This window comes from Microbulbifer agarilyticus (assembly GCF_019800665.1).
Classification (GTDB): domain Bacteria; phylum Pseudomonadota; class Gammaproteobacteria; order Pseudomonadales; family Cellvibrionaceae; genus Microbulbifer; species Microbulbifer agarilyticus_C.
Genome location: NZ_JAHVKO010000003.1, coordinates 748,869 through 768,106, shown reverse-complemented (window position 1 = coordinate 768,106; position 19,238 = coordinate 748,869). Strand labels below are relative to the sequence as shown.

The following is a 19,238-nucleotide window of genomic DNA, read 5'->3' as shown; positions in this document are numbered from 1 at the left end:
ATGCTCCGGCATTTTTTTTGGATAATCTAAAGTCATCTGGCGGCAAAGCACCGGGTGATATTTTTCGAAACCGCTGTGAATACTTCCCTGTACGCTGCGTCGGCGACGTCCATGTCGCCGACGCTTTCGAAAAATATCACCCGGCACTTTGCCTTCTCATCAGCCTTCTGTAGTGCAAGAGGGCACTACCGCTCGGCCCCTTCCCGACATTCACCACGCAGTTCACCACCTTGCGGCGAAACCACCCGATCAATCACAAAATACCCGTCGCGACAGAAACCCGTTTCCTGGAGTTTCAGCTGTAACGCGTGGTCGAAGTTCACCCGGCGCGGTCGGCCGAAGCCTTCGTACTGCTTGCCCATACGCGCGCGCTCGCTCGCACTCTGCGTATATGGTCCGCGCAACGCAGGTGCGGCGACTTCCAGCACGTAGGTAAAACGCTTGGAGCCGTTGGCAGAAATCTCGGTGTGGAAAGACTCTTTGATTCCTGGATTCGGTGCCGCCGGTTCGCTGGCGCAACCGCCAAGTAATTGCGTCATCAGCAACAGAGCTGCGCCGGTAACAATTGCTTGTTTCATCTTTCCCCCAAAGATAGCTATTAGAGAGCTACTTAAATACCACGGTACGGTTACCGTGAATAAACACACGCTCTTCGAGAACCCGCTGTAACGCTCGGCTCAATACCTGTTTTTCCACATCGCGACCGGCACTGGCCATATCGTCAGCGGAATAGAAGTGATCCACATGAATCACATCCTGCTCAATGATCGGCCCCTCGTCCAGATCATCGGTGACAAAATGCGCGGTGGCACCAATAATTTTCACCCCGCGTTCAAACGCCTGCAGGTAAGGCTTGGCACCTATAAAGGCCGGTAGGAAGGAGTGGTGAATATTGATGATACGGTTTTTGAAGTGGGCAACAAACTGCGGTGTGAGCACCCGCATATATTTAGCGAGGATCAGATAATCGGGCTCATAACGATCCACGATCTCAATGACCTGCTCCTCGTGCTGGGCACGCTCGAGGTCTTCTGCGGGTACCCAATGGAACGGGATGTCGAACTTTTCCACAAGAGGCTGCAGCACCTTGTGATTGCCAACTACCGCAGCTATCTCCACATCCAGAGCGCCGGAATAGCACTTCATCAGGATATCACCCAGGCAGTGGGATTCCTTGGTAACCATCAGCACCACACGCTTACGGCCACTGGCGACCAGCCGTCGCTCTGCCCCTCGGGGCAGTGTCATATCCAAATCTTCCAGGAAGGTATCATCGTTAAAGATGCCTTCCAGCGCGGTGCGCATAAAAAAGCGGCCCTGCGCGCGGTCAACGAACTCGTCGTTCTTGGTGATATTTAGTTGGTGCTTGTAGCAGATGTTGGTGATCTTCGCGATCAGCCCTTTGGCATCGGGGCAGTCCGTTAGCAGTATCTTCTTTTCCATGGTCCAAAATCAGACTATTTATCCAGAACAGTGACTATACACTATGTGCTTTCGTGCACCTGCAACAATGGTTGGTTTTCGACCAATTCGTCGAGTTATCTTTTGACCCGACATTTATTTAGCAGACCTATCTACCAGAGCTATCTACCAGAGCTATCTACCTAACTAAGGGGCGTTATGGACAAGCAACTCTTCAGTGAACACCTTGCCATCCTGTGCAAGCGTTACGATGAGATCCTCGAGCAATGTGGGTTCGAGACCCTCAACGTGTATAGCGGTTCGCCGTCCGTACAGTTCCTGGATGACAACTACTACCCGTTCCGGGTTAACCCCCAGTTCAAAGCCCTGGTGCCGGTCTCCGACAACCCACACAGCTGGGTCATCTATCGTCGCGGGCAGAAGCCCAAGTTGCTGTTCTACCGCCCGGTAGACTTCTGGCACTACGTGCCGCCCGCTCCGCAGACCTTCTGGAGCGACGAGTACGATATCGAGCTGCTGTCCAAACCGGACGAAGCCAAAGCCTTCCTCAGCGGCGAGAACGCGGCCTTTATCGGTGAGACCGGCAAACTGGAGGGCTGGGAGATCGGCCAGCGCAACCCGCAGCATCTGATCGACCAGCTGCACTGGGCCCGCGCCTACAAAACTCCTTACGAATTCGCCTGCCTGCGCGAAGCCAACCGCATTGCGGTGCGTGCCCACCAGGCCGCGGAAGAAGCCTTCCGCAGTGGCGCGAGCGAGTTCGAAATTAACCTGGCCTACCTGAACGCCGCCGGCCAGGGTGAAAACCAGATGCCCTACGGCAATATTGTCGGCCTTAACGAGCACGGGGCCATCCTGCACTACACGCACTTATCCACACAGCGCCTGTCCGAGAGCGAGCGTCGCAGCTTCCTGATCGATGCCGGTGCCGACTGCAACGGCTACTGTGCCGACATCACCCGCTCCTATGCCTACCGCGATGGCGAATTCGCCGACCTGGTAACGGCGATGCACGAGAAAGAACAGGAGCTAGTTGCGGGCCTGCTTCCCGGCGCCTCTTATGTGGAATTACACAAAGACTGCCACCACAAAATCGGCCAACTCCTGCAGCAATTTGGTGTGATCAAAACCTCGCCGGAAAGCGCGGTGGAATCTGGCCTCACCGGTACCTTTATGCCACACGGCCTGGGCCACTTCCTCGGCCTGCAGGTACACGATGTGGGCGGCCACCAGACCGCACCGGAAGGTGGCACCACCCCACCACCAACCGAGTACCCGTTCCTGCGTACCACCCGTACCATCGAAGAAAATCAGGTCTTCACCATCGAGCCGGGCCTGTACTTTATCCACAGCCTGCTGTCGGACCTGAAAGAATCCCAGCTGGCGGATGAAGTGAATTGGGACAAGGTAGAAAAGCTGCGGCCTTACGGTGGTGTACGTATCGAGGACAACCTGATCGTGCACAAAGACCGCGTGGAAAATATGACGCGGGATTGCTACTAAATCTCAAAACAAAAAAGGGCGTGAATACAGGCCCTTTTTTATTGGCTGCGAAATGGAATCAAACTAACGCACTGCGTACCGTGCGCGTCGCCTCCACCATATTCAGCAACGCCGAACCTACTTCTGCCCAATTACGGGTTTTTAATCCACAGTCTGGATTTACCCAGAGCTTTTCCTTCGGGATTACTTTGAGTAGTTGCTGCAATCGCTCTTTCAACTCTTCACGTTCCGGCACATTGGGCGAGTGAATGTCGTAGATACCTGGGCCGATTTCATTCGGATAACCGCCATTTTCACCGGCAAAGACATCCAGTAAACGTAGATCCGAACGTGCGGATTCGATGGTAATCACATCCGCATCCAACGCCACAATCGCCTCCATGATCGCGTTGAAATTCGAGTAACACATGTGGGTGTGGATCTGGGTTTCCGGCTTTACCTCACTGCAGGTATAACGGAAGCAGCCCACCGCCCAATCGAAATACGCCTTGTGCTCCGCCTCGCGCAACGGCAAACCTTCGCGCAGTGCCGGCTCGTCGACCTGAATAATACCGATACCCGCCGCCTCCAAATCCCGAACCTCGTCACGCAGTGCTTTGGCGATTTGCAGGCAGCTTGCCGCGCGCGGAATATCCTCGCGGGGAAAGGACCAGTTCAAAATAGTAACCGGACCGGTGAGCATACCTTTTACCGGACGCTTACTGAGGCTCTGAGCGTACTCGCTCCACTGTACGGTCATGGCATTGGGTCGGCTGATATCACCGGCAATAATCGGCGGTTTTACACAGCGGGAACCGTAACTCTGTACCCAGCCATTACCTGTGTGGATAAACCCGTCCAGTTGCTCGCCGAAGTATTCCACCATGTCGTTGCGCTCGGCTTCGCCGTGTACCAATACGTCCAGCCCCAGGATTTCCTGACGGCGAATCGCTTCGGCTATTTCTGCACGCAAGTGATCGTGGTAATCCTTTTGACTAATTTCTGCGTTGCGAAACTGCTTACGCACCTGACGTAAAACGTCGGTCTGTGGAAAAGAACCGATAGTGGTGGTCGGCAGTAGTGGAAGCTGCCAGCGCTCGCGCTGAACCTCAACCCGTTCGGAAAACTTCTGTGGGCGCCAGGTACTTTCCAGCTGCTGACGTACATCCGCCTCAGTACGACTATCGGTTTGAGGGAAAGCTGCAAGTGTCTCAGCCCCTGGTTCGAGTGCCGATCGCAGCTTCTGCAATTCATCAAGTTTCTGGCGGCTATAGGCCAGTTTGTTTTTGTGTTCTTCGCTCAAACCCGTTTCGGTTTCCAGATCTACGGGCGAATGGAGTAGCGAACAGCTGGCAGATATCCACAAACGGTCGCCGAGCACTTCCGCTTCTTCTCTTAGAACCTGCTGCCACTGGGCCAGATCGGTTTTCCACACGTTGCGACCATTGACCACGCCGACCGAGAGAGTCTGGTCTCCACGCAACGCCTCAAACGCAGGCTGTAGGTCTTCACCGCCTCGCACCGCATCGATATGAATTCCATCCACAGGCAGATCAAATACCAGCGATAGGTTTTCACGCAATGTGGAAAAGTAGGTTGCGAGTAGCAACTTGCTGCCACTGGCTTTTGCCAGAGTGTTATACACAGGCGCAAATGCATCGCGCCACTGGGCCGGTAAATCGAGCCCCAGGATTGGCTCGTCGATCTGCACCCATTGCGCGGCGGCGTCGGCCAGCTGTGCCAGTAACTGCTCATAGCAGGCCAACAGACTCGGCAATAAATCGAGCGCGTTATCTACACCGCGCCCTAACCAAAGATAGGTAAGCGGACCAATAATTACCGGCTTAACATTGTGGCCAAGGCTCTGTGCATCCTTGATTTCTGCCAGCAACCATTCCGCATCCAGCGTGAACGGCTGATCTTCCGAGAACTCCGGCACAAGGTAGTGATAATTGGTATCAAACCATTTGGTCATGGCACTGGCGGCCACCGGCTCGCCGGAAGGTGCTCGGCCGCGCGCAAGGCGGAAGTACTGATCCAGTTTGTTGTCTGCCGCTCCATGCTGAAAGCGCTCGGGAATAACACCGAACAGCAGCGAGTGATTCAATACCTGGTCGTACCAGGCGAAGTCCCCCACGGTAGTGAGCGCCAACCCCGCCGCCTGCTGGGCCTGCCAATTCTGGCTGCGCACCTGTGCGCCAGCGGCCAAAAGTGCTTGCTGGTCGATCTCACCTTTCCAATAGGCTTCCTGCGCGCGTTTAAGCTCGCGATGCGCGCCAATGCGCGGATATCCGAGAATATGTGTCTTTGCCATGCCCTTTCCCCTGGGTCCGTAAAATTCGGGGTTGATTCTGGGGCTCTTAGCATGTTCAATCAATTTCATATTTTTCGCCGAAAACATGAATTTAATTAAAGATGGCAATAGAGAATGATTGAGCTGAGGCACTTACGCGCCCTGACGGTGCTGCGGGATACCGGCAGCATGGTGCGCGCGTCCGAGCGCCTGCACCTGACCCAATCCGCGCTTTCCCACCTGTTCCGCGAGATGGAAGACCGCCACGCACAGGCGCTGTTTGTGCGCAAGTCGCGCCCCCTGCGCTTTACCAGCGCCGGGCTGCGGCTGTTGCAGCTGGCAGACGATGTGCTGCCGCGAGTGGCGGTGGCGCAAAGAGACCTGGCGCGACTGGCATCGGGACAGGCAGGTCGCCTGAATATCGCGATCGAATGCCACAGCTGTTACCAGTGGCTGATGCCAACCCTCGATGCCTACCGGGACGACTGGCCCGAGGTCGAGCTGGACCTATCCAGTGGTTTCCATTTCGCACCGCTACCGGCACTGGTACGCGGTGACCTGGATCTGGTGGTTACCAGTAACCCGGATACCTCTCTCAAAGGTATCCACTACGAGCCGCTGTTCAGTTTTGAGATGTGCCTGGCGGTCAGCCGCAAACACGCACTGGCGAAACAGAAGACGATAGCCCCGCAAGACCTCGCGAATGAAGTGCAAATCACCTACCCGGTAGAGCGAGAGCGGCTGGATATTTTCCAGAAGTTCCTCGACCCGGCCGGTATCGAACCCGCCGCGGTGCGCACCGCAGAACTCACCGTGATGATGGTACAACTGGTGGTCAGTGGTCGCGGTGTTTGTGCCCTGCCCAACTGGGCTCTTTACGAATATTTACAAAAGGGGCTGGTAAACCAATTGAGACTAGGAAAATCCGGCGTGTGGAGTACACTCTACGCTGCGGTGCGCGAGGAGATGCTGGAACAGGCTTTTTTAAGGGACTTCTTCACTACAGCACGGGATACCTGCTTCGCCAATCTGAATGGCGTGCTTGCCGCGACCGATAACATAAACAAGTAATAAAACACACAAGGGGATATGTATGGCCTCCACACCCAATAGCTGGAGCAAGACTCTCAAAACTCTGCACTGGATGATCGCGTTTTTTATCCTGTTCGCCTGGGCATCGGTAGAACTCCACGAGCAGTACGCGAAAGAAGACCCAATGCGCGGTTGGTGGATGGTTGTCCACTTCTCCCTCGGCTTCCTGGTTCTGTTCCTGGGCCTGTTCCGTCTCTACTACCGTGCTACCCACGGTCGTCCCAACCTGTACGGCGGCAGCTTCCAGAAGCCAGTTTCCCTGCTGACCCAGAGCCTGATGTACATACTGATCATCGGTATGCCACTCACCGGCCTGCTGATGCGCCAGTTCGCCGGCCGCGACACCAAGCTGTTCTGGCTGTTCGACCTGCCTTCCTTCTTTGAAAAGAATATTGATGTGGCCAAGCAGTTTGCCTTCCTGCACAAAGAACTGCTGTGGAACGCCCTGCTGGTATTGCTGGTACTGCACATCGGCGGCGCGCTGTGGCATCACCTGTACAACAAAGACAACACCCTGCGTCAGATGCTGCCGTTCGGCAAAGTGAAATAACCCAGCCAAACAACAGGGTCAAATAACTGACATATTGCAGGCAAAGAAAAAGGGCACCATCTGGTGCCCTTTTTTATTTGCCCTGTAAGCCTGAATCAGTCGCGGTCGCGATGCTGTTTTGGCTTGCCAGACTTGTGGTGCGGCTTATCGCCGTGCTTGCCGCCGTGTTTACCACCATGTTTGCCTTCAGGCTTACCTTCGAACTTGCGTTTCTTGAAAGAACCGCTTTTCTTGAACGGTTTTCCGCTGTCCGCCGCATTCGGGTCGTACTTGGAAATGTTCATCGGGCGGCCGTTTACCCGCACCTTTTTCAGGTGCTGGAAGATCTCTTTCGGCATACCTTCCGGCAGGTCGACGGTGGTGTATTCCGGGTAGATTTCGATGCGGCCGATGTAAGAGCTGTCCAGCTCTACTTCATTAGCAATGGCACCAACCACACTGCCCGGGCGCACGCCGTGCTCGCGGCCCACATCAATGCGGAAACGCTCTTTGCCTTCATCGGGCGGCGGCATACGCTTGTCCTTTTCGTAACCACCTTTGCGTTCGCGCTTGCGGTCGCCATCACGATCGCGGCGGCGGTCGTCGCGGTCATTCCGATCATTAAAGTCACGCTGCTTAGGCTCGCGCTCGTCCAGCAGCAGCGGCTGGTCGCCCTGCGCCATGGCAGCCAGTGCCGCAGCTACATCCAGCGGGTCCACTTCATTGTCTGCCAAGAACTGATCCACGAGATCGCGGAACGGAGCCAGGTCACCTTCACCACCAAGGGTATCGCTAATGCGCTGGCGGAATTTTTCCATACGCGACGCGTTGACCGCTTTCGCGGTAGGCAGCTCCAGACGCTCGATCGGCTTCTTGGTTGCGCGCTCGATAATGCGCAGCATGCGGCGCTCGCGCGGGGCCACAAACAGAATCGCATCACCTTCGCGGCCCGCACGGCCGGTGCGGCCAATACGGTGAATGTAGGCTTCGGTGTCGTAAGGGATGTCGTAGTTGATCACGTGGCTGATGCGCTTCACATCCAGGCCACGGGCGGCCACGTCGGTGGCCACAACGATATCCAGCTTGCCGGCCTTCAACTTGTCGATCACCTGCTCACGCAGGTTCTGCGCCATATCGCCGTTCAGGGCAGAAGAGGCAAAACCGCGCGCGGCCAGTTTGTCGGCCAGCTCGACGGTGGTGTTCTTGGTGCGCACAAAGATGATGGTGGCATCTACCGGCTCGGCTTCGAGAATTCGGGTCAGCGCGTCCAGCTTGTGCAGGCCGCCCACCGGCCAGTAGCGCTGGCGAATGGTTTCTGCAGTCTCGGTCTTGACCTTGATCTTCACGTCCGCCGGGTTGTCCAGGTGGTCGCGGGCAATCTTGGCGATCTCACGAGGCATGGTGGCGGAGAACAGCGCGATCTGGCGCTCTTCTGGAATCTGCTCCAGTACCCACTCCACGTCGTCGATAAAGCCCATGCGCAGCATTTCGTCGGCTTCGTCGAGGACCAGAGTCTTCAGGCCAGACAGATCCAGGGTGCCTTTGCGCATGTGATCCATCACACGGCCCGGGGTGCCCACTACCAGCTGCACACCGCGCTTCAGTTGTTGGATTTGGCCGCGGTAGTCGGCGCCACCATAAATAGGCGCAACGTGGAAACCTTTGAGGTTAGCCGCGTAGGACTGGCAGGCCTCGGCCACCTGAATGGCCAGTTCTCGGGTAGGTGCCAGCACCAGTGCCTGAGGGCGTTTGCTCTTCAGATCCAGACTCGCCAGTAGAGGGAGCGCGAATGCCGCTGTTTTGCCCGTTCCTGTCTGTGCCTGGCCCAGTACATCGCGCCCTTCCAGCAGAGACGGGATGGTCTTTGCCTGAATCGGGGATGGGGTTTCGTAGCCAAGTTTGGTGACAGCGTCGAGGATTTCAGCAGGCAGGCCCAACTGGTCAAAGCCAGTGGCCGTGGGGGTATCGGTCATATTTGGGAATCACTTGCGGCGTCTAACGCCGGTACTTGAGGGGCCGGATTGGCCTTTAAAAGGCTGCGCAGTCTAACAGTTTAGCCCGAGAAGGCCAGTTTATTTTTTAACCGGTAGATTTTGTTCGAGACCGTAGAACCTGAACATGTCGGTCACGTGCTTGCGAACCCGGTGGTCGACCAATCTCCGCTCGACGTGGCGGTCAAAAGGTCTTGTGATGGGCGAAGTGCATCGCAGCGATCTTACCCGGGTTATCGCGCACCAGCTGCCAGGCCTTCTCTTCACCGACTACCTTAGCCGCAGCCTCTCGGCCTGCCTTCAGCGCTGGCGGACGGCGTACTTCATGGTGGGCATCGGTGGCTAGTATGGTGACCAGCTCATTCTCCAGCATCTCGATGGAACGCTTTTGTGCCGGCTCGCCAAAATGACCAGATACGGCGCCGGAAGTTACCTGGAACAGGCAACCCTCGTCCGCCAGCGGCATCACCTTATTGAAATCGCGGATCACATCCTTGTTGCGCTCCGGGTGCGCAATCATCGGACGGACCTTTTGCTTGCGCAGCCAGCGGATCAACTGTTCGGTACCCGGCGGGATATGGCTGTGTGGCAGTTCCAGCAGCAGGACCTTTTCGTCGCCCCATTCGCCCAAAAAAGGTACCTGTTTCAGAATCACCATATTCAGGATTTCTTCGGACAGGCGAATTTCTGCCGCCATACCCACATGCAGTGGGATCTCGGCTGTATCCAGCGCGGAGACCAGCTGGCGGTGCGCTTTAGATATGGTCGACAGAGTATTAGGAAAACGGCCGGAGTGAATATGCGGTGTGGCCACGATGTGAGTAATGCCATCGGCAACCGCGGCGCGGGCGAGCACCAGCGCCTGGTCGAGGTCCCGGGCACCGTCGTCGATACCCGGGAGAAGGTGGCAATGCAGATCGATCATGCGAGCTCTACGCTGTCCTCTTTTACGTATTCAAGGTGTGCATATACACAAACCTGAACAACTCCGGCATACCCGAACCGAGGCACTTAATCAGCACAAAAGAGCTTATTAGGTACGCGCGTACCGATCCTCAAAGCGGACGATATCGTCCTCCCCCAGGTAAGAGCCGGACTGCACCTCGATCAATTCCAGCGGAATTGTCCCCGGGTTTTCGAGACGGTGGACTACGCCAAGCGGGATATACGTGCTCTGGTTTTCTGTCACCAAAAACTCTTTTTCACCACAGGTCACGCTCGCGGTACCGGACACCACGATCCAATGTTCCGCACGATGATGGTGCATTTGCAGACTAAGTTGCGCTCCCGGGCTTACTACGATGCGCTTCACTTGGAAACGCTCACCGAAATCAACGGAGTCGTAATAGCCCCACGGGCGGTAGACTTTACGATGCAATTGCGCTTCCGAGCGATTTTCGGCCTTGAGGCGTTCAACCACCTTCTTAATATCCTGTACGCGATCTTTAGCGGCAACCAGTACCGCATCATCACTTTCTACCACCACAATATCATTCAGGCCAACAGTAGCAATTAGCTTACTGTCGCTCTGCACATAGCAATTATGGCTATCTTCCAGGATAACATCACCCTTCGACGTATTACCCTGCTCGTCCTTCTCAGACACTTCCCAAAGTGCAGACCAAGAACCCAGATCATTCCAACCGCAATCCATCGGCACGACCACTGCATCGCGGGTATGCTCCATAACGGCATAATCAATAGACTCATCGGTACAGGCCAGAAAGGCCTCACTTGCGGGGCGCACGAAATCGACATCAAAGGTGGCACCCTGCATGGCTTTCTCACAAGCCTCAAGGATATCCGGGCAATATTTAGACAATTCTTCGATGAAACGACTGGCACGGAACAGGAACAGGCCGCTGTTCCAGTAAAATTCACCAGAACTCACGTATTTCTCTGCGGTAGCTAGGTCAGGCTTTTCTACAAACTGCTGAACCACAAACGCGGTCTCAGCCTCATCTACGGCCCTTGCCTTGTTGATATAGCCGTAACCGGTTTCGGCAGCCGAGGGCACAATACCAAAGGTCACCAGTTTGCCAGCCTCGGCGTGAGGAACCGCACGCATCACCGCAGCCTGGAAGGCGGCTACGTCTTTTATTGCGTGATCTGCGGCCAATACCAGCAGCAACGGATCTTCCGCCCCCCCGGCCATGGCCCTTAGCGCTGCCAACGCTACCGCTGGAGCGGTATTGCGGCCTGCAGGCTCGAGTAAGATCCCACTATGAGCCTGACCTACCTCGCGCAGCTGCTCGGCCACGATAAAGCGGTGATCATCGCCACATATTAGCAATGGTGGCTGCGATTCAATGCCCTCCAATCGCGCACAGGTGTTTTGCAACATAGTCGCATCATCCGTGAGCGGCAGGAACTGTTTCGGATGAAGTTTGCGCGAAAGCGGCCATAAGCGAGAACCTGAGCCGCCGGCCATTATTACCGGTAAAATCATAAATTTATTCTGTTACAGAAATAGCACTAACGGACACCCCCACCACTCTAATAAAAAGAGGCGGCATTTAAGCCCCATTATGTCACGCTTGGGAGTCGTTTGTGACCATCCATCGAGCGGTAATGAGCCGCCCCGAATACTTGAGCTGCGCTAGCTGTAGCACTCCCCGTTTACAATTTTCTACCCCAAGGGTTGCGGTGAATCAAGCGGCGAGCACTTCATCATCGACAGAAACAGCGTCGTCAACAGATGCTTGTGCGGCTTTAAGTGATGGCAACATACGCGCCATCATCTGAGGAACAGTGAAATCGATATGTTTGGAAAAGCTACCGTCCAGCTGGGTCTGCTCATACAGGTAGGTACGGAAAGCACGAAACAGCACCATATCTACAGGCTCTGGTTCCGTCCAAAAATTCGACAACTCGCCTTGATGGGTCATTCCCGGAATATCGTAAAGAGCGCGCCCCAACGTGATCGTCGGCACCCGGTGCAACAGTGCTGAGATTCCTACCGTGCTGTTAATTGTCACCACACCTTTGGCGTGGTCCAACAGCGTAGGTAAGTGCAGATCATGGCAATATGCCACACGTCCATCTACACCCGAATCGCGCGCAGCACGCTGAATCAATTTGCCATAGTGGCAAAAGCCTCGATCCATGGGATGGTGCTTGATCACCAGAATATCTTTATTCGCTGCATTAAGAGCGAAAGACGCAATCACATCTCTAATCGAATCTTCCAGCGAATGCACATCAGAGTGCTCGCGAACCTGAAAGTCATCCGCAGTTTGTAAGGGAAAAAGGAAGAACTCTCCGCCATGACGCTGTACCAGCGCTTCCGTGTAGTTACGCTCGGTTATGCGGTAGAGACCTTTGCGATAAAAACTCCGCAACCAGCATCCAGCTTCCTGCCACCAAGCCCTTGGGCGGTGGTGACGGTAATGGTTAAAGCGCAACCCATAGACAATGACGGCAAAGTAATAACAAATGGCATAGCGGGCCCTCTGCCAAAAAGTCCTACCGACTTTTAACGAGGGCGAGCGGCCTTGAGGTACATACCGCTCAATGGCATCACGGGACCAGTCGACACCAGAAAATGCGTTTACGCCTCCCTGCTCAAGGGTGACGAAGTCAGGGCGCAAGTAGCCCTCTTCACAAGCCCAGAAGCTGACGCCCAATTCATCGCAAACTGTTCGTGCCTTACGGTGGTAATACCGGCAATCGCCGTACACAACCACCGCACGAATATCGTTCCGCCGCAAGTAACCGGCAAAAAACTCTGGCCAGCCAGCTTGCCCACCCACATAGTCCACCTGGTGGTCGGCCCAGCCGAATAAACGGTCCCCACCGTTGAAGTTTATCTTATGAGTTTCAATGCCCCGTGCGGAGAAATAACGGGCACAACGGGCAAAGAAAGGACCATGTGGCCCCTGCAAAAATACAACCCCTGACATTTTCCCCACTTAGCCCCACGGCGAAACTCGCCGCCCCCCGGGGCACTAAACACGCGCGGGCAACCCCCGCACCTAAAAACAACAAGAACGACCAAGCAGAGTCGAAAAACAAGCAAAATACGCCAAAATTTGCGATATAAACCGCATAACTGGCGCAAAACTATACTCTTATATTTGACGATTGTCTTGTTTTAGCTAGCTAGAACGAGACTCTAACGGGTGAATTTACCGACAAAATTGCGCTGTTCACCGCTGGCGAGTTTTGCCTTATCCAGTTTTTGCAGCACTTTCGACCACCCCCATTCAAACACTGCCGCCGTCGAGCTCGGCCACAAGGTAAATAATGGATTGAATGGGTTGTCCCTGGCTTGCATCCACACCGTCATACGGTGCGACGGCTCTCGCGCCTCACCACGGCGATGAAAGCCGTATACATTCGCGACCAAAAGCGTATTCGCGGGTACATGGAGGGCTTTGGATTCAAATCCCATTTCCTCAAGATCTGCCGTAGTTACTCGGAAAGACCCATCCCAGTATCTCTGCGGATCGCGCGCTTCACCGCGCTTGCTCGCCTCCAGGCTCTGCCGGTACTCCCACTTCAGGCGGCGCCAACTCAACCGGTGGGAACCCGGTACATACACAAACGGCCCATTCAGGTCGTCAGTTGCATCCAGATACAGCCACCCTTTTACACAGGGATGGAAGGTATCTGCGTGCATGTCCCGTTGCGGATCCGGACGCGGCACCACATTCGCGTGATTACACAGGTTTTCCACATAGTACAGCGGGCGACGATTCTTGGACGAGCAATAGCGCATTAATCGGTCGAGCTTCGGATTCTCGATAAGCGCACGAATTGAGGGCATTTTTTCTCGCTCTGCGCCAGTAAGAAACACTCGCTGGGTTAGCGTGGTGCCCTCAACAAACTCCCGGCCACCGTTTTCATAGCTCTGCAATTCATGCGCCAATTTTTCAAAATTGTCACTGGAGAGAAAGCTGTGTTTGAGGACAAAGCCGTATTTACGGAAATGACGGCGATCTTCTGCGGGAATCAGCGGTGACAACAGGAGCAGTCGAAAACGGAATAAGCCGTGCGCAATCACTACCCGGGCAACGTGAAGCCCACAACGATTGAGCCCGAAACTGCCAATAATGGGATTGTTCTTAAAGCTCTTACCCCATGAAACCAATTCGAGGAGCCATTTGGGCAGAAGATAAATTTTCTTGAGAAATCTGGAATTCACGCGCAATGACCCGCGACTACTTCTTGAAAAATTGGTTGCGAACGATGCGATAAAGCCCACGTCGCCACCAGCTGAGATAAGACGAGCCCTGTCGTTGGGACTCCAACAACTGCACCGCAGTTTCGACATCCACGATGTCGCCACGGTGCGGATCCACATAGGTGGGGTATAGAATCAACGTTGCGGCTACCAGCTCGTCCAGTGTGCGGCTCCGTCCTCGAGCTCTTTTGCAGCGGCGAACCATTGCCAACTCCGAGAGGGCATTGGGCATTTCGTCACTGCCCCCGCGAAGAAGACGATCGTCACTCAGCCCCCAACCGGCATAAAACGGCAAGCCATAAGTCACGACCTTAACGCCCCGCAGTAACGCCTCGAAGCCACTCAAAGAACAAAGCGTGTGCAGCTCATCCACTCGTGCAAGTACTACAGGCATTGGTGCATCCATTACCAGCTGATCGTAAAGAACACCGGCATCGTCAACCAACTTCCCAATGCGTCCACCCGCGACTACATCAGGGTGCGGTTTATAAATAATATAAGCATCGGGGTTCGCTCTACGTACCTGCTCCAATAACTGCTGATTACTTTTGAGCCAAGGGGAGCCGCTGGCGATCGATGCATCACTCTCCACCTGCCCGGGCACCAATATAATGGTCCGGTCTGATGGCAAATCCAGAGCCACACCCTGCTCACCTACGTTGTATTTACTCAACTGTCGACTAACAAGGGACTCTCGCAGCACTGCCGCACGAGCACAGAGCAATGGAGATAGCTCTGCGTCCTTTAAAATAGATTCCAGGTCAGACGGTCGGGAAGCGTCATAATAAATTCCCTGCTTATCCAGAACCAACGAGAGCGGGCGCACCAGATCGGACCCCAAACCCACCGACCGCAGGAATCCATCCTCAAGCCGCCAAAGCGGTAACCGGGAGTTACTGCACTTGGTTACAACCGGCTCCGTCAAGCTACTTGCCCAAGCCACCACCTTAGTCTCTGCCTCCACCTCGCTGAAAGCATTCGAATGCCTTCTCACAAACCGGCACTGCTTAGGGCGGGCCAGAAAATCAGCCACGAACCCGCGTTTCCACGGTGAAAAATCTACACCTAACCAGGATCCGGCGAGGCGCTGGCTTCGCTGTACCTGCTCTGAAATCAGCCGAGCCGTATCTTCGAAAGTGCAACGCTTGCCCGTATACGGGTTGATATATCGGCAATAGCGCAGATAGGCCGCCGCGAAAACTTGCTCCAACGAGCGGTGTTGCCCGCGCCGCGCACACGTCTGCAAATCTTCAGTTAGCCCCCAGCCAGCAAAAAATGGCATCCCGAAACAACACACCGGCTTGCCTGCCAGCAGCGCATCGAATCCAAACTGGCTGGTGACCACATACACTTTGTCCACCGCATCGAGCAGTGCCCAAGGAGAAATGTCCTCTGACCACACGCGACAGTCGTGCTCACGTGCGGCGTCCAGCAGATAACCGCGTTTTTTACCCGCGATTACATCCGGGTGCACCTTTACCACCACCTCTGCATCCGGGTTGTCAGCAATGGCAGTTTCCAGCATTTGTGTAAAACTCGACGCGTCGGCGCCACCATAGGTAATCGCTGCATCGCCAAACGTCTGGTCCACCACGAGTACCCTGCGGCGCCCATCCGGCCAGGTGACGGGGGCATCCGGCGCACAGTTATATTTCGACAGGCGGAGCTCTCGCAGTAGCTCAATACCGTTGCACGCACGCGCCAACTCTTCGTCCGAGAAATCTGCCGCAAGGACAAAGTTTTCCAGGTCACTGGGTGCCGTCGCGTCGTAATAGATACCGGTGTAATCCACGATCAGGCTGTGCAGCAGCGCACCCTGCACACCCAGGCCAAAGGAGCGCAGAAAGCCATCTTCCAGGCTCACGAATGGCAAGCCAGCTTCGACTGCTATCTTTCGCGCACGTGCTGCACTGGGCTTGCGTCCCCAGCCGGCAATATGTGTCGTAGATTGTGCTGGGCGCAGCGCAAACCAATAGCACTGCGCTTCCAGTAACATGTCAAGATGAGGAAGCCGATTCAACCCTCGGGAACAAAATCCGATTAAAGGCACTGGCGAGCCTCGCCTAGCATCTGTGCCCGCGTCGGTTCATCGGCCGCCAATTGCAAAATACTCTCTACCCATCGATTCTGGTCCATCGGCAGCAGAAGGCCATTTTTTTGGTGGCATACGACCTTCCCGTATACTTCCCCTTCCGCATAAATACCTACCGCCCCTGCCAGGGTAATATCTAGGAATTTAGTGTGAGCACGTGCGCGATTAAATCGTGAGTCCAGCAGTGGCGCCAAGCCAATGGTTCGCCCTGGACGATGGAGCAATGATTGGTAGGCTGGCCACTTCATCGGGTGTAGCACATGCACACGAGGCAACCCTCTAAAAAGGCGATTTACGCTGCCGTTCCCAATTACCTCAAATACAATCCGCTTATCCGCGGACAGTACCTCCGCGATAACAGGCTGGAGCCACTTAATATCCGCACCGTGAGAGGCAGAACCGTGATAGAAAAGTGTTACTTGCTCGGATTTTTCAACAGGGGAATCGCCACGTTTCAAAAGAGGGGTGAGCGCAGCCGGAACTTCAGGCGTCAGTAGATGTGGGTTCCAACTTGCATAACGCGCTTGTAAGTATGGGGTAGATACCGCGAGCTTTGCATCAATCGCGCGCAGCCAGGAACGGTGCCGCCGGCTCAACCGCCATAGCTTCCATTGATAGCGGAGTGGCATACCAGCGAAAGACCGCCAGCTGAACAGGTCATCATCCATAAAAAGCCAGACACCCGCCAACCTATTATGGTGCGTAGCAATCAGCTCACGCCAGACAGCCGGAATATAGCGGACAAATAGAACATTAGCCCCGTGCAACCTAGCTGGATCCGGCAGCTCTGAAAATCTGTAACGTTCGACAGTTGCTCCCTGCGCCTGAAGATATGGCAATACAAAGTAATCGCTCGACGGGTTTGCGACTTCTTCCACCACAATATAGCGGCTACTCATAACACTCCCTACAATCTGCTCATATCAGGCCAGTGAGAAATCTTCATGGATCAAAGTGAGATTAGGGTTATAGGCTGGGTCAGAATCTAGCACATGGCCCCACCGCCGGCGCATATACTCCGCCTCGCGCTGGGCACGGCGACGCTTGGCCTGGGTGTCATCCGCACCGCGGGAGACGGATTCATGGTGGTACAGCTCGGCATTCGGCGTCCACAAGTTTCGGTAACCCGCCTCGCGCACCTTCAGGCACAGGTCGACATCATTAAAGGCCACCGCCAGGTTCTCCTCATCCAACCCGCCAACTTGTTCAAAAATCGATTTCCGCACCAACAGGCAGGCAGCAGTGACCGCTGACAGATTCTGCACCAAATGCAGGCGAGAGAAGTAACCATAGTCGTGGCGGTGGAAATATTTGTGGGCATGGCCAGCCACGCCGCCAATCCCCAGAATCACCCCGCCGTGCTGAACGGTATCGTTCGGGTAGTAGAGCTTGGCCCCCACACATCCGATCTCCGGCCTGCAGGCCTGGCCGACCATTTCCCGCAACCAGTCTTCGTTGATGGGTTCGATATCGTTATTGATCAGCCCCAGGATTTCGCCCTTCGCCAACCGGGCACCAAAGTTATTGATGGCCGAGTAGTTGAACGGGTGATCCCAGCGGTGCACAGACACCCGGGGATCCTCACTCACCTGCTCCAGATAGGCGAGGGTTTTCGGGCAACTGCTCTGGTTGTCGAGAATTAACAGCTCAAAGTTGGGGTAATCCGTGCGTGAAAGCAACGCATCCACACACGGCTTGAGGATCTCGACACGATCACGTGTTGGCACCAACAGGCTTACCAGTGGGGCAGGCTCGGGAACCGACCAGCGCACGCTGTAGGTATTCGGAGCAACACCCGGTTCAACCCTCGCCGGCAGCTGTTCCCACTCAAGGTAATCCGCCACGGCCCGCAGGCCAGCTTTCATCGCATAGCCCTTGTTGGCCCCGGTCAGTGCCGTAGAACCCTCGGCCGCGCACCAGTGGTAAAGCACCTCGGGGATATGCACCACGGTGTTTCTACTCAGGTGGGGTAAACAACGTAAAAGCAGGTCGTGATCCTGGCTGCCTTCCAGCCCTTCGCGGAAACCTGCGATCTGCCGAACCAGGCCTGCCTTCAGTACCATCAGGTGGCAGATATAGTTCTGGGAGAGCAACAGATCGGGATTCCAAGCGGGCTTGAAGTGCGGATCAAAACGCTCACCACGCTCATTGATCTTGTCTTCATCAGAATAAATAAGACGCGCATCAGGATTCCTGACCAACGCCTCATGCACCCGCGCCAGGGCACTCGGCACCAGCGCATCATCATGGTCCAGAAAAACCAGGTAGTCTCCATCTGCAAGCGACAGCGCGCTATTGCTGGCTGCCGAGATATGGCCATTCTCCTCGCGAAAAGTAACCTTGACTCGCGCATCCTTGTCGGCAGTTTCTCTCAGAAACTGCTTTACGTCAGCGTTCGGCGACGCATCATCCGCAATACAGAGCTGCCAATTCTGGTACGACTGCGCGAATACAGACTCAATACACTCGCGCAGCAAGCGAACATCGCTGTTATAAGTAGGCAATATGATTGAAAACAACGGACCGGTAGCCTTGGAACCTTCGAGAGTGCTCCTGCGGGAACACTCTACTTCCTCAATCCACTCATGGTAGTCGCGCCCGTGTCTCCTGCGCTCGAAAGTTTCGCAGTACCGCGCCCAGGCAAACTGCAGCCACTCCTGCCCTGCGTCGCTAGCCTGCCGCTTTATCTCAGCCAGCACTTCACCACGATTCATCTCGCGGTAACGGATGTGCATATTCGTCAGGCGCTGTAACAGCCGATCACGGGCAAACCAGGATGCCAGCCGGACCAGTCGAAGATGATTGACCGAGAACAGCCCTGAGGACTCCAGTGGATCAAAGCGAACTGCGCGAGCGGCCTTTGGTAAATACACAAGACGCTTGGAAATCTTGCCGGCCCTCAGCGGCAGCGAATATTTTTCGGACTCGCTGTAGCCGTTACCACTGTCTACATACAGGCAGGCGTCCCCGTCACTTCTCTCATACTCGAGCTGAACCTCCAGCATGTACCACCCAGCGGGAAACCGGCCGCGCGCCAGCTGAAACTGCGGGTCGATACCCATAGAACGCCACTGGTAGCCCTCTCCACCATCGGCAGCTTTTACGTCACCTGCCGGCCGCAGGCGCGACATAAGGTTCACGCGAAAAAATGA

Annotated in this window: 14 protein-coding genes; 3 read left to right on the top strand and 11 right to left on the bottom strand. The window is 55.2% G+C overall.

All coding sequences use genetic code 11. The features are described from left to right. Nucleotides 1–185: 185 nt before the first annotated feature. A complete protein-coding gene (locus KUV22_RS08885; RefSeq protein ID WP_222230213.1) occupies nucleotides 186–578 on the bottom strand; it encodes a hypothetical protein in 393 nt (130 codons plus the stop codon). A 28-nt stretch (nucleotides 579–606) separates the two neighbouring features. Beyond that, nucleotides 607–1,443 carry a formyltetrahydrofolate deformylase gene (purU, locus tag KUV22_RS08880; protein WP_222230212.1) on the bottom strand — a complete coding sequence of 279 codons (837 nt, stop codon included), beginning with the start codon at nucleotides 1,441–1,443 and terminating at the stop codon, nucleotides 607–609. A gap of 177 nt (nucleotides 1,444–1,620) precedes the next feature. On the opposite strand from purU, the gene pepQ reads away from it, so the two are divergent. Further along, nucleotides 1,621–2,925 (top strand): Xaa-Pro dipeptidase, encoded by a 1,305-nt coding sequence (gene pepQ / locus KUV22_RS08875; protein WP_222230211.1) that lies wholly within the window; start codon nucleotides 1,621–1,623, stop codon nucleotides 2,923–2,925. A gap of 58 nt (nucleotides 2,926–2,983) precedes the next feature. Here pepQ and metE read toward each other — a convergent pair whose 3' ends face one another. Next, the gene (metE, locus tag KUV22_RS08870) at nucleotides 2,984–5,218 is read right to left on the bottom strand and encodes a 5-methyltetrahydropteroyltriglutamate--homocysteine S-methyltransferase (RefSeq protein ID WP_222230210.1); all 2,235 of its coding nucleotides are present in this window, start codon (nucleotides 5,216–5,218) and stop codon (nucleotides 2,984–2,986) included. Nucleotides 5,219–5,332: 114 nt separating this feature from the next. Between metE and KUV22_RS08865 the strand changes: the two genes are divergently transcribed. Together KUV22_RS08865 and KUV22_RS08860 are read left to right on the top strand one after the other, a co-directional pair. Next, a complete protein-coding gene (locus KUV22_RS08865) occupies nucleotides 5,333–6,268 on the top strand; it encodes a LysR family transcriptional regulator (protein WP_222230209.1) in 936 nt (311 codons plus the stop codon). 22 nt (nucleotides 6,269–6,290) lie between these two features. Next, nucleotides 6,291–6,839: a cytochrome b gene (locus tag KUV22_RS08860; protein ID WP_222230208.1), complete on the top strand. Its 549-nt coding sequence runs from the start codon at nucleotides 6,291–6,293 to the stop codon at nucleotides 6,837–6,839. Between the two features lie 95 nt (nucleotides 6,840–6,934). Here KUV22_RS08860 and KUV22_RS08855 read toward each other — a convergent pair whose 3' ends face one another. The 8 genes from KUV22_RS08855 to KUV22_RS08820 form a co-directional block, all read right to left on the bottom strand. Continuing rightward, complete coding sequence (locus tag KUV22_RS08855) at nucleotides 6,935–8,791, bottom strand: DEAD/DEAH box helicase (RefSeq protein WP_222230207.1); 1,857 nt, start codon at nucleotides 8,789–8,791, stop codon at nucleotides 6,935–6,937. Between the two features lie 202 nt (nucleotides 8,792–8,993). Next, nucleotides 8,994–9,734, bottom strand: a complete 741-nt coding sequence (locus KUV22_RS08850; protein WP_222230206.1) for a tyrosine-protein phosphatase — start codon at nucleotides 9,732–9,734, stop codon at nucleotides 8,994–8,996. A 108-nt stretch (nucleotides 9,735–9,842) separates the two neighbouring features. After that, entirely contained in the window at nucleotides 9,843–11,258 is a 1,416-nt protein-coding gene (locus tag KUV22_RS08845; protein ID WP_222230205.1) for a mannose-1-phosphate guanylyltransferase/mannose-6-phosphate isomerase, read from the bottom strand. 202 nt (nucleotides 11,259–11,460) lie between these two features. Then, a complete protein-coding gene (locus KUV22_RS08840) occupies nucleotides 11,461–12,711 on the bottom strand; it encodes a capsule biosynthesis protein (RefSeq protein WP_222230204.1) in 1,251 nt (416 codons plus the stop codon). 212 nt (nucleotides 12,712–12,923) lie between these two features. After that, a complete protein-coding gene (locus KUV22_RS08835; RefSeq protein WP_222230203.1) occupies nucleotides 12,924–13,955 on the bottom strand; it encodes a phytanoyl-CoA dioxygenase family protein in 1,032 nt (343 codons plus the stop codon). Between the two features lie 16 nt (nucleotides 13,956–13,971). Then, nucleotides 13,972–15,990, bottom strand: coding sequence for a capsular polysaccharide biosynthesis protein (locus KUV22_RS08830; RefSeq protein ID WP_261319285.1), 2,019 nt, complete (start codon nucleotides 15,988–15,990; stop codon nucleotides 13,972–13,974). A 44-nt stretch (nucleotides 15,991–16,034) separates the two neighbouring features. Continuing rightward, nucleotides 16,035–16,985, bottom strand: coding sequence for a glycosyltransferase family 1 protein (locus KUV22_RS08825; protein WP_222230201.1), 951 nt, complete (start codon nucleotides 16,983–16,985; stop codon nucleotides 16,035–16,037). Between the two features lie 24 nt (nucleotides 16,986–17,009). Next, entirely contained in the window at nucleotides 17,010–19,217 is a 2,208-nt protein-coding gene (locus KUV22_RS08820; RefSeq protein WP_222230200.1) for a glycosyltransferase family 2 protein, read from the bottom strand. Between the last annotated feature and the right edge of the window lie 21 nt (nucleotides 19,218–19,238).

Bases quoted from the DNA above. Each gene is read 5' to 3' on its own strand.
- KUV22_RS08830 (WP_261319285.1), bottom strand. From the start codon at position 15,990: ATGTTACTGGAAGCGCAGTGCTATTGGTTTGCGCTGCGCCCAGCACAA.
- pepQ (WP_222230211.1), top strand. From the start codon at position 1,621: ATGGACAAGCAACTCTTCAGTGAACACCTTGCCATCCTGTGCAAGCGT.
- KUV22_RS08845 (WP_222230205.1), bottom strand. From the start codon at position 11,258: ATGATTTTACCGGTAATAATGGCCGGCGGCTCAGGTTCTCGCTTATGG.
- KUV22_RS08855 (WP_222230207.1), bottom strand. From the start codon at position 8,791: ATGACCGATACCCCCACGGCCACTGGCTTTGACCAGTTGGGCCTGCCT.
- KUV22_RS08860 (WP_222230208.1), top strand. From the start codon at position 6,291: ATGGCCTCCACACCCAATAGCTGGAGCAAGACTCTCAAAACTCTGCAC.
- KUV22_RS08865 (WP_222230209.1), top strand. From the start codon at position 5,333: ATGATTGAGCTGAGGCACTTACGCGCCCTGACGGTGCTGCGGGATACC.
- metE (WP_222230210.1), bottom strand. From the start codon at position 5,218: ATGGCAAAGACACATATTCTCGGATATCCGCGCATTGGCGCGCATCGC.
- KUV22_RS08825 (WP_222230201.1), bottom strand. From the start codon at position 16,985: ATGAGTAGCCGCTATATTGTGGTGGAAGAAGTCGCAAACCCGTCGAGC.
- KUV22_RS08820 (WP_222230200.1), bottom strand. From the start codon at position 19,217: ATGTCGCGCCTGCGGCCGGCAGGTGACGTAAAAGCTGCCGATGGTGGA.
- KUV22_RS08840 (WP_222230204.1), bottom strand. From the start codon at position 12,711: ATGTCAGGGGTTGTATTTTTGCAGGGGCCACATGGTCCTTTCTTTGCC.
- KUV22_RS08850 (WP_222230206.1), bottom strand. From the start codon at position 9,734: ATGATCGATCTGCATTGCCACCTTCTCCCGGGTATCGACGACGGTGCC.
- KUV22_RS08885 (WP_222230213.1), bottom strand. From the start codon at position 578: ATGAAACAAGCAATTGTTACCGGCGCAGCTCTGTTGCTGATGACGCAA.
- purU (WP_222230212.1), bottom strand. From the start codon at position 1,443: ATGGAAAAGAAGATACTGCTAACGGACTGCCCCGATGCCAAAGGGCTG.